General features: G+C 46.2%; 13 protein-coding genes. 1 reads left to right on the top strand and 12 read right to left on the bottom strand.

Features of this window, described 5'->3' with window-relative positions:
- The first annotated feature begins 198 nt into the window (after window positions 1-198).
- Window positions 199-1,011 (top strand): hypothetical protein, encoded by an 813-nt coding sequence (locus NYE45_RS19240; protein WP_340013640.1) that lies wholly within the window; start codon window positions 199-201, stop codon window positions 1,009-1,011.
- Between the two features lie 266 nt (window positions 1,012-1,277).
- On the opposite strand, the gene NYE45_RS19245 is transcribed toward NYE45_RS19240, so the two are convergent.
- The 12 genes from NYE45_RS19245 to folD all read right to left on the bottom strand — a co-directional run bounded on the left by NYE45_RS19245 (window position 1,278) and on the right by folD (window position 14,344).
- Window positions 1,278-2,234, bottom strand: a complete 957-nt coding sequence (locus tag NYE45_RS19245) for a GGDEF domain-containing protein (RefSeq protein WP_340013641.1) — start codon at window positions 2,232-2,234, stop codon at window positions 1,278-1,280.
- 346 nt (window positions 2,235-2,580) lie between these two features.
- Entirely contained in the window at window positions 2,581-3,396 is an 816-nt protein-coding gene (spo0A, locus tag NYE45_RS19250; protein ID WP_340017402.1) for a sporulation transcription factor Spo0A, read from the bottom strand.
- Between the two features lie 187 nt (window positions 3,397-3,583).
- Complete coding sequence (spoIVB, locus tag NYE45_RS19255) at window positions 3,584-4,912, bottom strand: SpoIVB peptidase (RefSeq protein WP_340013642.1); 1,329 nt, start codon at window positions 4,910-4,912, stop codon at window positions 3,584-3,586.
- Between the two features lie 120 nt (window positions 4,913-5,032).
- On the bottom strand, window positions 5,033-6,751 hold the full coding sequence (gene recN / locus NYE45_RS19260) for a DNA repair protein RecN (RefSeq protein ID WP_340013644.1): 1,719 nt from the start codon (window positions 6,749-6,751) through the stop codon (window positions 5,033-5,035).
- Window positions 6,752-6,806: 55 nt separating this feature from the next.
- Window positions 6,807-7,256, bottom strand: coding sequence for a transcriptional regulator ArgR (gene argR, locus NYE45_RS19265; protein WP_264927708.1), 450 nt, complete (start codon window positions 7,254-7,256; stop codon window positions 6,807-6,809).
- 84 nt (window positions 7,257-7,340) lie between these two features.
- Entirely contained in the window at window positions 7,341-7,826 is a 486-nt protein-coding gene (locus tag NYE45_RS19270; protein WP_340013645.1) for a hypothetical protein, read from the bottom strand.
- Window positions 7,827-7,910: 84 nt separating this feature from the next.
- Entirely contained in the window at window positions 7,911-8,756 is an 846-nt protein-coding gene (locus tag NYE45_RS19275; RefSeq protein ID WP_340013646.1) for a TlyA family RNA methyltransferase, read from the bottom strand.
- Between the two features lie 22 nt (window positions 8,757-8,778).
- Complete coding sequence (gene dxs, locus NYE45_RS19280; RefSeq protein WP_340013647.1) at window positions 8,779-10,686, bottom strand: 1-deoxy-D-xylulose-5-phosphate synthase; 1,908 nt, start codon at window positions 10,684-10,686, stop codon at window positions 8,779-8,781.
- A 280-nt stretch (window positions 10,687-10,966) separates the two neighbouring features.
- Window positions 10,967-11,890 (bottom strand): polyprenyl synthetase family protein, encoded by a 924-nt coding sequence (locus tag NYE45_RS19285; protein WP_082762803.1) that lies wholly within the window; start codon window positions 11,888-11,890, stop codon window positions 10,967-10,969.
- Window positions 11,865-12,122 (bottom strand): exodeoxyribonuclease VII small subunit, encoded by a 258-nt coding sequence (gene xseB, locus NYE45_RS19290; RefSeq protein ID WP_017687599.1) that lies wholly within the window; start codon window positions 12,120-12,122, stop codon window positions 11,865-11,867. Before xseB ends, NYE45_RS19285 begins: the two co-directional genes overlap by 26 nt.
- Window positions 12,112-13,476 carry an exodeoxyribonuclease VII large subunit gene (xseA, locus tag NYE45_RS19295; RefSeq protein ID WP_340013648.1) on the bottom strand — a complete coding sequence of 455 codons (1,365 nt, stop codon included), beginning with the start codon at window positions 13,474-13,476 and terminating at the stop codon, window positions 12,112-12,114. Before xseA ends, xseB begins: the two co-directional genes overlap by 11 nt.
- 10 nt (window positions 13,477-13,486) lie before the next feature.
- Window positions 13,487-14,344 (bottom strand): bifunctional methylenetetrahydrofolate dehydrogenase/methenyltetrahydrofolate cyclohydrolase FolD, encoded by an 858-nt coding sequence (gene folD, locus NYE45_RS19300; protein ID WP_076333254.1) that lies wholly within the window; start codon window positions 14,342-14,344, stop codon window positions 13,487-13,489.
- Window positions 14,345-14,346: the final 2 nt, after the last annotated feature.

Genomic DNA, 14,346 nt, shown 5'->3' on the forward strand with positions numbered 1-14,346 from the left:
CCCATCTCCGTCTACATAGATTGTGTCTGAACTTCCACTCACTTATTGATAACCATTATCAATTATTATGATGAAGTACGCAATACAACCGATCTCAATGAATCCATTCAGAAGAAAAAAGAGCTATTCAAATCCTTCTCTTAACATCCGATATATGTAAATAGAACCATGATAAAGCGGAGAAGGAGAACAGAGGATATGAATTCAATCTCATCTGCAACCAAAAGCAGTTTCACTCCCGGGAATCAAGTCTCCAATCGGGATAAAGAAATTCAGGGACTTATGCAGCAGAAGATTCGGCTCAATGAAGAAATGCAAGGGGTAAAAACCAATGACGAGTTGGATACCAAAACCAAAGCTCAGCGAATCAAATCCCTAACAAGCTCCATTTCCCAGATCGACAGCCAGATTGCCCAAATTAAAGCTGAAGAATTGCAAGAAAAGAACAAATTAAGACAGCCCGAAAAGGCTCAACAGCAACAACCCAAACCAACCGACGAGGCACAAGCCCCTTCACTCGATCACCTGATCAAGCATAGTCAGACTTATGATCAATTGGGTAAGCTGGTCGGTTTGCGTGATCGCATGCAGGGCTCCATTCAGACCACCGAAGGAGAAACCCGCTTTGACCGACTTGTTCTGGAGATAAATCCTCCCGCAAATGATCTCGATCTTGGCAAATCAATGATGCTGGAAAATTCAGAACGCACCGTCTTTCAGGCAAAGCGAGAGACCGTCCAGGACATCAACTCCCAGTTAAATAAGGTCAATCAGAAGATTGGGGAACTGGTGGAAGAGATCCATCAGCCCACACCTAAAAATGGAGTACAACCACCTATCTCTGCAACATCTGGAGAAGAAGATCAGGAAGTAAACGAAGGAAAGAAAACGGGAAGTAAGGAGCACCCATCAGATGGCGGAACCACAGATCAGGAATCAGGAAATGGTCCGCAAACTACCGCTTCTACATCTCCTACTGCTTCATATCCATCCGTTGATATTCGAATCTGAGTACGCATTGATCAAACATACTTATATGTATACATAATGGGTTTAAAGATTAAAGTGGCTCGTTTGCTACACAACCTTTGACTCGCATCCAATGATAGAACCGCTATTACAGGTGACTAACTCCTGATAAGTAGCGGTTTTTTCTGTATTTTAACGTTATGGGTATAGAGGCGAAGCCTCAGCTTCCGAAGAAGCTTTCTTACAGAAAGCTTTTAGACAGACATCTTCAGGTCCTCTCTGTCCTCTACGTTCTCGAAATTTTATTTCTAGCACGGAGTAGTGGCGGTATCATTTGCACAGATGATACTTCCAGCAATCGCTTTACAACCTTTTTTGATGCGTGTGGCCTCATCAATGATCTGATCTATGTTTTCATATTTTCGCTTGCTATTGGTTACAACGGCGATGGATACCGACACAAGAGGAATGGGCCGATTTAGCCCGGAACGTCCTTCCCCCAGAACATATTGATGATGCCAATCATGTTCGTTGTAAAACGTCCTTTTCATTTCCTCAAAACCTGAGATGACTTCCTCACTAATATATTTGTAATCATGGTGATTCAGGATTGTAATAAAATCATCACCACCGATATGTCCAAGAAAGGCTTCAGGGGGAACAAATAGCTTGCGAAGCAAGTTAGCTGTCGCCTGAATAAGCTGATCCCCCATTTTGAAGCCGTAGCTATCATTGTAGGATTTGAATTGATCGAGATCAACGTACAGTACGCTAAATTGGTCCATCTGAAGAGCCTGAGACAGCCTTTCATCTATAATATGATTACCAGGAAGACCAGTCAGCGGGTTCATAAAAATCGCCATTTCAGCCCGTACATCAGCAACAGCGAGTAGCAAACGCCGAATACTCACAGCGCCAAAGAAACTTTCTCCTGACGTGACCAACACAAGATCATATATTTCCCCTTCATCTCGGTCCATGGCAAGAACACTGACATCTGTAATCTGTTCCGAATAATCCACAACTAGTGCCTGCGTGTTCATCACCAGTTCTACAGGACGTCCCATGTACAGATTATAGCCATACTGGGTACCAATCTGCTGAAAGAATCGGGGCCGCATCATTAATGACACACCCTTCTCCCCCATAACAGCTATACCTTCCAGACTAGGATTGGACTTGAAAAGATGATAGACGATATCACATTTTGTATCAGATTGTACTACAGGAATCGGTTCAGCAATCTTGCCTATTTGCGTAAACATACTATTCTACTCCTCTGTTCGTAGCATCTAATCCGAACTTTTCAAATATATATGTAGGTCTTTGTCAATGGTCACATCGTACCACTTTCTACTTGAAAAAGCGTTAACTGAAAGTAAAAGTTTATGAAAGATAATTTTTATCCCCATGATCTGTGTTAGTTCGTTATGCAAAAATACCGTCATTTACTGGATATTTTCACTCCAATAAATGACGGTATTCGTTGGCATATATGATAGAAGTTTAGAGGCATGAAATGAAGGAATTCAGATATTGACCGCCAAAATTCATTTGGCTAAAATCTAATCTGAATCCAGATTTCTTGCCCAATCACTACTGCTGACCCTTTCAGCTTACCTTATGCTCAATTCTCAGCTTGTCAGCAACCATCGCGATGAATTCCGAATTTGTTGGTTTCGACTTGCTGATGTTGATCGTGTAGCCAAACAAGTGGCTGATGCTGTCGATGTTACCGCGAGTCCAAGCCACTTCAATCGCATGACGGATGGCACGTTCGACGCGGGATGGCGTCGTTTTGAATTTTTCGGCAATCGCCGGATACAATGTTTTGGTGATGGCTCCCAAAATTTCGATATTGTTATACACCATCGTAATGGCTTCGCGCAAATACTGATATCCCTTAATATGCGCAGGAACGCCGATTTCATGTATGATGGACGTGATGCTGGCATCCAGATTTTTGTGTTTGCCCATTGGCACGACATTGGATTTCATGAACATGGATGAACCGCTACTTGTGGACATCGCCGTCTGCGTTCCCACCAGTTGACGCACACGATTCGCGAGCACTTCCATGTCAAACGGCTTAAGAATGTAATAGGAAGCTCCGAGTTGCACGGCACGCTGTGTGATATTCTCTTGTCCGAATGCCGTAAGCATAATGACTTTAGGCTGTGGAGACAGGTTCAGGTTGCGCAAGCGCTCAAGCACACCCAGTCCATCCAGATGAGGCATGATAATATCCAAAATCAATACATCCGGCACATCCCGAGTTTGCTCCAGCAATTGCAGTACTTCTTCTCCATTGTATGCAATACCGGTTACTTCCATATCTTCCTGTTCAGATATATATTCGGCAAGCAAATTCGTAAATTCACGATTATCATCGGCAAGCAATACCTCAATTTTTTTGCAAAACGGTATCCTCCTTTAAATTAAACATCGTTTCGTACATTTCCTTACAGGTTAAATTTTCGACACAGCAAGTTAAATTCCTCCTGTCGAAAATTATTTTTCTTTATTTTTTTTTCTTGATCCTATATAATAAATAATTTATTTCATTATCCGATATATTATGTTTGCTTTCGACAAAAAAGAACCTCAGGGCTGATTAGCCAGCCTTGAGGTTCTTATCGTTTTCCTTTTTCATCATTACGCCAGCATCTTGTAACATCCATTCAATGAAGCAACCGTAACCCGATTTCGGATCATTCACGAATACATGAGTAACTGCACCGATCAACTTACCATTCTGTACAATGGGGCTGCCACTCATCCCTTGAACGATACCTCCGGTTTTATCCAGCAGTTTCGGGTCCGTGATTCGAAGTACCAGCCCTTTTGTTGCTGGTTCGGTTTGATCTGCCACATGAACAATGTCAATGGAGAAGCGTTCAACTTGTTGACCGTCAACCACGGTAAGTATTTCGGCCGGTCCTTCTTTCACTTCATGAGAAAAAGCGACGGGAATACCTTTCGAATACAGACTGTGCTCAGGATTTCCGGACATTTTACCAAAGATGCCAAAAGCCGTATTACGTTCAATATTGCCCAAAATTTTGCTTTCCTTGAGGAAATGAGCACGTTTTTCACCCGGATCACCGGTCTCACTTTTAGAAATGGACGTCACATTGGACTGAACGATCTGACCACTACCCACAACAATAGATGTTTGTGTGTTCATATCTGTAATAACATGGCCCAGTGCGCCGTAAACGCCCTGATCTGGAGCATAGAAGGTAAGTGTGCCAACACCGGCTGCGGAATCACGAATATACAATCCAAGCCTCCACGCTTGATCCTCGGAGTCATACGCCGGAGTTAATCGTGTCTTCACCGTTTCCTTACCACGTTTTAACACAACATCAATACCTTTTTTACTTTTACCTGCAAGTTCAACGGCTTCAGAGACACCTGCCACGCCATCCAGGCGTTTACCATCCATATGCGTAATCAGATCTCCAAGCTTAATGCCTGCCGTTTCTCCTGGCGATACACGCTCATCCTGCCCGGAACGGACCAGATGATGACCTACCACCAGAATGCCTGCCGATTTAACTTTGACGCCAATCGTTTGACCCCCGGGTACAACACGCAAATCCGGTATCACATTCACATGGACTGTTTTTACCGGAATTTTCCCCCACAACTTCAACGTTAATTTGGCATGTCCCGTCTGTTGAGGGTGAAGATGCAAAGGTTGTTGCCTGGTAACATGCATCCCTGCCTGATCATCCAAACCAACGATATCAGGACGATCTACAACGGCGCTTGAAGCAGCAGGAACAGCGAGCCGGACATCCGCTTGCCTGCCAGCAAACACCTGCAATTCATCCGGCAGTGAAGCATAACTTTGCACAGGCTGAATGGCCTGGCTAATCACACAAAGAAAGAAGGCAAATAAAAGACCTAGCAATTTCTTCCTGAGGGGGGAATTCAATGGCTGTCACACTCCCTTTGCTTCTTTCGCTTGACGAAAGGTGGTCGCCAATTGCGTACCTATAAGATAACCTCGCCCCCAGGCTTTTATTACTGTCAATCATTACGCCAGCCGTCCGTTTCACCCTTTTTTGGCTTCCGCCAGATTCAGCATTTCCTGTGCGTGATGCAGCGTTTTTTCTGTAATTTCCACGCCGCCCAGCATACGTGCCAATTCCTTCACTCTGCCTTCGTCTGACAGCGATTCCACCTGCGTCACCGTCCGTCCATCGTAAACATGTTTCTCAATGAGATACTGATGATCTGCCATACAAGCCACTTGTGGTAAGTGAGTTATTGAGAAAACCTGACAAGTCGAAGACAAGCGGAACAATTTTTCCGCAATGGATTGAGCTGCTCTACCGCTAACTCCTGTATCAACTTCATCAAAAATCAATACAGGTATCCGGTCATGTCGTGCAAAGATACTCTTCATCGCCAGCATCATTCTCGACAACTCACCACCCGAAGCAATCTTGCCCAGTGGTCGCAGTGGCTCACCAGGGTTCGGTGAGATCAGGAATTCCGCGTTGTCCGCACCTTGACGATTCAGACGAATACGGCGTCCATTCCATTCAATGCCCTTTGGATCTTCAAAGGGAGTAATCTGAACACGCAGTGTAGTTCGCTCCATCTGCAGATCCTTGAGCTCACTCTCCACCTGAGCAGCAAGCTCCTCGGCACATTGTTTGCGAACTTTGCTGAGTTCTTCAGCAGACTCCATCACCAGGTTAAGCATTTTGTCACGTTCAGCTCGCAATTTCTCAAGCCGTTCGTCCTTGTTCTCCAGCTGGTCCGTTTCATGGCTAATCTGATCATAATAACTCAGAATAAGTTCCACACTGTCCCCGTATTTCCGTCTGAGGCCAGAAATCAGGTTCAGCCTTTGCTCCACTTCTTCCAGCCTTGCCGGATTAAATTCAATCTTCTCCCGGTAATCCCTTAACTGGAATGTCGCATCTTCCAATTGATAAAATGCCGATTGCAGTTGCTCTACAATCGGTTGCAGACCTTTGCTATCGTAGCCAGATATGTCTTCAATTCTAGAAAGAGCAATGCTCACAGCTTCAAGCCCGCGTTGACCACTGAGCAGATCATATGCACCAGCAACACTGTCCATCATTTTCTCACTATGGGATAGTTTGACCCGTTCTTCCCCGAGTAATTCATCCTCACCTCGTGTAAGGCTTGCGGCTGCGATCTCTTCAAGCTGAAAGCGATACATGTCCAAGAGCTGATATGCACGCTGACTGGACTCCTGAAGCGCACGCAGTTCTTTTTCCGCCGTGATAAACTTGCTGTAGCGCTCCTGGTACTTCGCTTTGATCGGTCCGATTACTTCCGAGCCATAGGTGTCTAGAAGCCCCAGATGGCTCTCAGCGCGCAGCAAACTTTGATGTTCATGTTGCCCATGGATATTAATCAGCTTCTCGCCAACTTCTCTCAGCATCGTCAGATTGACCAATTGCCCGTTAATGCGGGACGTACTCTTTCCCTGTGTATTCAGCTCACGCCGAATAACCAAATGCTCTTCAGGCTCACAATGGATACCCAGCTTCTCTAATGTCTGCCATACCGGATGACTCTGCTCCATCTCGAACAAGGCTTCCATCTCTGCCTTCTCACATCCGTACCGGATCAGATCCGCTGAACTGCGCCCACCAGCAATTAAGCCCAGTGCATCTATAATAATCGACTTACCCGCACCCGTTTCCCCTGAAAGTACATGGAATCCTGGATGGAATACAACGTCCACTTCTTCCACCACAGCCAGATTGCGAATCGATAAAGTAACTAACATCTGCAAAAACACCTCCGGATGACTAACTCAGAAATTATGTTTTTGAACCATTGCTTTAAGCAATATAACCCATGATGCGTTCAATAACAGTCACGCTGTTACCTTCAGTCCGGCAGATAATGAGGATGGTGTCATCTCCGCAGATCGTGCCCATGACTTCGTTCCACTCAATATTATCAAGCAAAGCTGCAATGGAGTTGGCTGTTCCCGGCAAACATTTCATCACAACCAGATTGTTCGTGTGATCAATATGCAGGAAGTTGTCCACGAGTGCACGCTTCAACTTTTGAATCGGATTATATCGTTGATCTGTCGGCAAAGAGTACTTGTAGCGTCCGTCATCCATAGGAATCTTGATTAACAGAAGCTCCTTGATATCCCGGGATACCGTCGCCTGAGTCACCTGAAAACCTGATTGGCGCAGTGCTTCAACCAGATCATCCTGGGTCTCAATTTCATTTTGACTAATGATTTCACGAATCTTGATGTGCCTTTGTCCTTTCATACATGCCTCCAGTTAAATGTATTGCAATAAAGCAGCAAGTGTTGTTCGCCGCAGACTTTGCCCTGCAATGTTCATTCTTTTATATTAGTCCAGATCATCCCCATCATACACATCTTCCTGATAGTCCATGAGCCTGATTAACTTAATATCGGAATCCTCGACGTCAACATACAGCAGCCCTTCACAGCCCGGATATAATAACAGATAATTGAGGAAGCGATCCCTTAACGCCGGTCCGGTCATTTCAAGTGGCTGTCTGCGACGAGACGTTTTCACCAGATATCTGAGATCCTCACGTTCTGCAACATAGTCAATGAATAATCTGCTGTAATAAACGGATTCATTGGCCTCAAAAGCCAAAGGAACTTTCATTTTGCCACCGATGACTTCGTAACCCTGGGCTTCAAGCAAATCCAATGCCGGGGAATCCTGAATTTTCACGTTCAGTTGCATTCCAGACAAGCTTACTGGCATCGGTCGGTTCAGCCAATTACGCAAGCCAAAGAACAGCCACAAGATCAAACAGACAGCAAGTACACCTATAACGATTGTGTCATATTGTCCATCCATTATCGCTCACCTCGAAGACATATTCGAGGTCTAGTAACGATTTCCCTTTACACCAATCATCTTTCCAGCGAAAAGAAACCCATCTTATGATGAGTTTCCCGTAAATGTATGAGCTGCTTCCTTCGCAACTTGCTCTGCAAGTGTATCAAGTGAAGCTGGATCGTTCTCTGGTTGTGTTGCCTCTGGTGCTTCCAGACGCCAATGAGCGAGAAATTCTATATTACCTTCTCCACCAGTAATGGGTGAAAAAGTTAAACTCTGAAGATGCAAACCAAGTTGACTCGCAAAATGGAGCATCGTCTGCAAAACATCCTTGTGTACCTTTGTATCACGTACCACACCGGACTTGCCTACTTTTTCACGCCCTGCCTCAAATTGAGGTTTAATCAATGCTACGATATCTGCAGGTTGTTCCAAAAGGGCCAAGAGTGGCGGCAATATGATTCGCAATGAAATGAACGACACATCAATGCTCGCAAAATTCGGCACAGGTCCCGTCAGATCATCGGGAGTCACATAGCGAAAATTGGTTCGTTCCATCACGGTAACCCGCTCATCATTACGCAAAGACCAGTCGAGCTGATTATAGCCCACATCAATAGCGTATACATGAGACGCACCATGCTGTAGTGCACAATCCGTAAAACCACCGGTGGATGAACCGATGTCGAGCATGACAAGTCCATTCATATCAAGGCCGAAATGACGGATCGCTTTTTCGAGCTTTAATCCACCTCTGCCGACATAGGGATGTACCGAGCCTTTAACTTTCAGCTCGGCTTCCCTTGGAATCTTCATGCCCGCCTTTTCGATCGGCTCATTATTGGCGTACACCAGTCCAGCCATGATTGCAGCTTTTGCCTTCTCACGACTTTCATAATAGCCCTGCTCAACCAGCAGAACATCAATTCGTTCTTTCGGGAGTGACATCTCTTTCTCCTATCAAGTAAATTTACGAAGGAAAACGTGTTTTGGGCATGCCGTAAGATGATTGAACAGCCATGTTGCGCAGTTCAGCACATACATTCTCAACGGTAAGACCTACTTCCTCACGTTGTTCCTTAATACTGCCATGCTCGATGAAGCGATCCGGAATCCCCATCAGCTGTACATGTACATCATGCAATCCCTGTTCTGCATAGAACTCCAGTACCGCACTGCCCATGCTACCCGCTTGGGAAGTTTCTTCAATTACAATCAATTTGGTGCCTCGAACAGCCAAATCACGCAGCATTTGCTCATCCAGAGGTTTGAGGAAGCGAGCGTTGATTACGCCTGCTGTAATACCTTCCCGTTTCACCATCTCCGCTGCTTCTTCTGCAAGTTGCACCATCGAGCCTGAAGCGATGACAGCATATCCTTCGGATGGACGGAGTTGCTCCCATGTTCCAATTGGTATTGGAACAAGCACATCATCCAGAGGTACCCCCACCACATTGTTTCGTGGATAACGGTATGCAATTGGACCTTCATTATAATCAAGCGCCGTTTTCATCATATGACGCAATTCGTTTTCGTCTTTCGGCATCATCAGAACGATATTTGGAATATGTCGCATAAATGCCACATCGTATACCCCTTGATGTGTTTCTCCATCCGGACCAACAAACCCCGCACGGTCAATAGCAAACATCACGTTGGCGTTATGACGGCAAATATCATGCACAATCTGATCATAAGCACGTTGCATAAACGTAGAATACACGGCAAAGACCGGCTTCAAGCCTTCCATAGCCAGTGCAGCACACATGGTCGCCGCATGCTGTTCTGCGATACCAACGTCAATCATGCGATCCGGAAATTCCTTACTGAACGGAATAAGACCTGATCCTGTAGGCATTGCTGGCGTTACAGCTACGATCCGCTTATCCTGCTTCGCAAGATCAATCAAGGTTTGACCGAACACTTCCGTGTACATCGGTTTCCCCACTGCCTTCAGCACTTGACCGGATTCAATTTTGTACGGAGAAATCCCGTGCCACTTGTGCGAATCGGCTTCTGCTGGTTGATAACCTTTGCCTTTGGTTGTAAGCACATGAACGAGCACTGGTCCATCCACGTTATCCGCCTGTTTGAAGGTTTCGATCAATTTGGGAATATCATGCCCATCAATCGGTCCCAAATACGTGAAGCCCAGTTCTTCAAAAAGAACACCTGGTACCATCATATATTTGACACTGTCTTTGATCCAGCTTGCTGATTTCGCCAAACGGTCCCCAATGGCAGGGATTTTTTTAAGCATTCCCTCGACATCATCTTTCGCTTTCAGATAATGACGATCCGAACGAATTTTGCTCAAATATTTATGCATGGCCCCAACGTTTGGAGCAATGGACATTTCATTATCATTCAGAATAACCATCAGTTTTCTCTGCTCATGACCAATGTGATTGAGGGCTTCAAAAGCCATACCACCTGTAAGCGCTCCATCACCAATCATCGCGATGACTTGATTGTCCTCACCCTTCAGATCACGTGCAAGGGCCATCCCCATCGCAGCGGACAATGATGTACTGCTGTGTCCAGCTTCCCATACATCATGTTCACTTTCGTTGCGTTTGACAAACCCGCACAGGCCGTTATGTTGACGCAATGTATCAAAGCGATCCATACGCCCTGTCAGGACTTTATGCACATAAGCCTGATGCCCTACATCGAAAATCATTTTGTCTGCTGGACTGTTATAGCAGTAATGCAGGGCTACCGTGAGCTCAACCACTCCTAAGTTGGGTGCAAGATGCCCCCCTGTAACGGACAGCTTCTCAATCAGAAACTGCCGGATCTCTGCCGACAAAAGCGCAAGATCATCCTGAGACATCGACTTTAGATCACTGGGTTGTTTAATTTGTGGAAGCAGCACGAGAATCTCCCCGCTTTCCTAGATTGTTTGATTGTTGTTGTAAATCCATATATACATTATGAATCAAATGACATTAAATCATTATAACATAAAAGAACAAGAATCATAATTTACTGCACTATACTCCTGATAACGAGCATTTTCGCCAGTAAGTTATATAGAATCCTTCTCATATGTATTCCCGCATCCACTCGGGACAGACTTTTTCCATCCACTCAGAAAAAGGACATTACATTCATTACACGATTACACAGGTTTTGAAACAGCGCACCATCAGAATCTAATGGTCTCGACTCATCAGATAATCCGCAATTTCCAGCAATCTGGATGCATCAGGTAACTCCGCTCTTTCAAGTGCATCTTTTGCAGATTGAGTAAGGGATTTAACCTCAGCCACAGAAGCCTCCATGCCAATAAAATAAGGATATGTTACCTTCTGCTGATTCACATCGCTCTGTGTTTTCTTACCCATCTTTTGCTCGTCGCCCGTCAGGTCGAGAATATCATCCTGAATCTGGAACGCCAGCCCCAGATCACGACCAAACACACGCAAGGCTTCCAATTGTCCTTCCGTTGCTCCACCAATTCGTGCTCCAGCAATGAGGGAGAAAACAATCAGATCACCCGTTTTGTGCAAATGGATATATTGGAGCTGTGAGAGATCGGTCATGCCTTGCTCGCCTTCCATATCCGCGACTTGGCCGCCGACCATGCCTCTTGCTCCAGCAAGTTCGGACATGTCCTCTACGATGGACAGCAACGCATCTGCCGTCACACCACTGCGACGACCCGCTTGAACAATGCTATAAAAAGCATGAGTTAGCAACGCATCGCCCGCCAATATGGCGGTTGCTTCACCATATACCTTATGATTCGTTAATTTTCCCCTGCGGTAATCATCATTATCCATAGCAGGCAGGTCGTCGTGGATCAGTGAATACGTATGAACCATCTCCACGGCGCAGGCTACCGGCATTGCAGCTGTACGCTGTGCACCGAAGGCTTCCGCCGCAGCAACGACTAGAAGAGGACGAAGGCGTTTGCCTCCGGCCATAAGTGAGTACTGCATCGCATCCGTCAGCGATTGGGGTACATCCCAGTGATCGGGAAGAGTGTGTTTCAACTCTTCTGTCACCTCAGCTGTGACCTCCTCAAGGTATGCTTGAAACGAAGGACGATTACTCATGGACTTCACCGCTCTCATCGTCAGCAGTTCCGAAGGGCTTCTTGCGAAGCTCTCCATCTTCTTCTACGATCATCTCGATCTTGCGTTCCACTTGTTCCAGCTTCAGACCGCAAAGTTGCGAAAGTTTCATCCCGCGCTGAAACAGATCGATGGCCTGTTCCAACGGAACATCACCATGCTCAAGCTGACCTACAATGTCTTCCAATGCCGCCATTGCCTCTTCAAAATTCAATTCCGGTTCATTCGCCATGGGTATTGTCGTCCTCCTTCATTCCCCAAACCTGACAGTCCAGCTGTCCGTCTGTTAATTTAATCTTGATTGAATCTCCAGGCTGTACATCCTTCGTCGACTTGATCAATCGCTGTTCTTGCTCGTCATAGACAAGGCTGTATCCCCGTGACATGACTTTAAGCGGGCTAAGCGCATCCAGATGCCGCACAGATGATTTCCACTGTTGCTGTTTCGATCTGGTTATGGACCTGATCGCAAGTTCCAGTTGTCTGCGTGCTGCCGTAGTTTCACGGCGTGCTGCATTGACCTGCTCACGAGGATTGAATCGTTGCAGTGCTGCCCGCAGACGCTCCTGCTTCTCTCCCGTCCATTTCATACGCGTATCCACTGTTCTCAAAAGCCGTTGATGCATCATATCCAGACGTTCCGTATGCTGCATCAAGGTACGTCTTGGATGAACCAGCACTGGCGAACGCTGTAATCTTGCGAGCCGTTCACGATTATGTACAGCACGCTGACGTAAGCTGTGCTGTAACTGGCGCTGACGTTGTCCAATCTGATCGAGCAACTCAGCTCGATTAGGTACAGCTAATTCCGCAGCTGCTGTAGGTGTAGCCGCACGCAAATCGGCTGCAAAATCAGCAATAGTGAAGTCCGTTTCGTGCCCAACCGCAGAAATGACAGGAATATCCGAAGCGACTATTGCTCTTGCAACAATCTCCTCATTGAACGCCCACAATTCCTCCAGTGAACCGCCTCCGCGTCCAACGATAAGTACGTCAGCTTCTCCCATCCGGTTCAGGTTGCCAATCGCTTTGACGATGGAAGGTGCTGCACCTTTGCCTTGAACCAGAACCGGATACAAAACAACTTTGGCAGAAGGGTATCTGCGTTGGAGTGTGATCATGATATCCCGCACCGCCGCTCCCGTCGGTGAAGTTACAACACCAATGGTCTGTGGATAACGTGGGATCTGTCTTTTTCGCGAAGGTGAAAATAACCCTTCATCCTCGAGCTTTTTCTTCAGCTGTTCGTAAGCCAGATACAGACTCCCAATCCCGTCCGGTTGCATATGGGTAGCGTAGAATTGATACTGCCCATCCCGTTCATACACCGAGACATTACCACGAGCAATAACCCTTGCACCCTCCTTCGGTACAAAGGGTAATCGCTGGTTATGGGACGCGAACATAATCGACTTAATACGGCTGTCCTTGTCCTTCAATGTAAAATACATATGGCCGCTGGAGTGATGTGTAAAGTTCGAAATCTCCCCGCGCAGCCAGACGTCCGACAGGACCTGATCCGATTCCAGTTTCATCCGGATGTATCGGTTCAGGTCTTTGATGGAGTAGATCTTTTGATCTGCCACAGACAAAACCCTAGGCCAATCCGTGAGCGCGCTTGGCAGCGATCAATGTATTTTGCATTAGCATTGTGATTGTCATCGGACCAACACCACCAGGAACGGGTGTAATTGGACCAGAAACTTCTTTCACGCTCTCGAAATCAACGTCTCCTGCCAGTTTGCCATTCTCCAAACGGTTCATGCCGACATCGATAACAACAGCACCCGGTTTCACAAAATCAGCATCCACAAAATTAGCACGGCCGATGGCTACAACCAGAATGTCCGCCTGGCGTGTAATTTCTTTCATGTTGGCGGTACGGGAATGACACATGGTTACCGTTGCATTCTCACGTTGGAGCAACAGGGATACCGGTTTGCCGACAATATTGCTTCTTCCGATGACTACCGCATGTTTACCGGACATTTCCAGTCCAGTTCGCTTGATCAGTTCGATTACACCAGCCGGAGTACATGGAAGCAGACTATCGTCTCCAATGACAAGATTACCTACATTCACTGGGTGGAATCCGTCTACATCTTTATCCACGGCAATCGCATCAATGACCGCTTTCTCTTCGATATGCTTCGGTAGTGGAAGTTGAACCAAAATTCCGTTAATGGATTCTTGATTGTTTAGCTTGTCCACCAGCGAGAGCAGATCTTCTTGGGACGTGTTTGCATCCAAGCGATGCACTTCGGAGTAGAATCCGAGGTCATGACATGCTTTTTCTTTATTACGCACATATACTTGGGATGCCGGATCTTCGCCGACGAGCACAACAGCCAGACCAGGTACTACCCCCTGTTCGCTAAGCTGTTTTACTTCTGTTGTCATGCTTGCGCGGATCTCTTGGGATACTTCTTTACCGTTAATAATAGATGCTGTCATTG

Source organism: Paenibacillus sp. FSL K6-1318, assembly GCF_037976905.1.
Lineage (GTDB): Bacteria > Bacillota > Bacilli > Paenibacillales > Paenibacillaceae > Paenibacillus > Paenibacillus amylolyticus_A.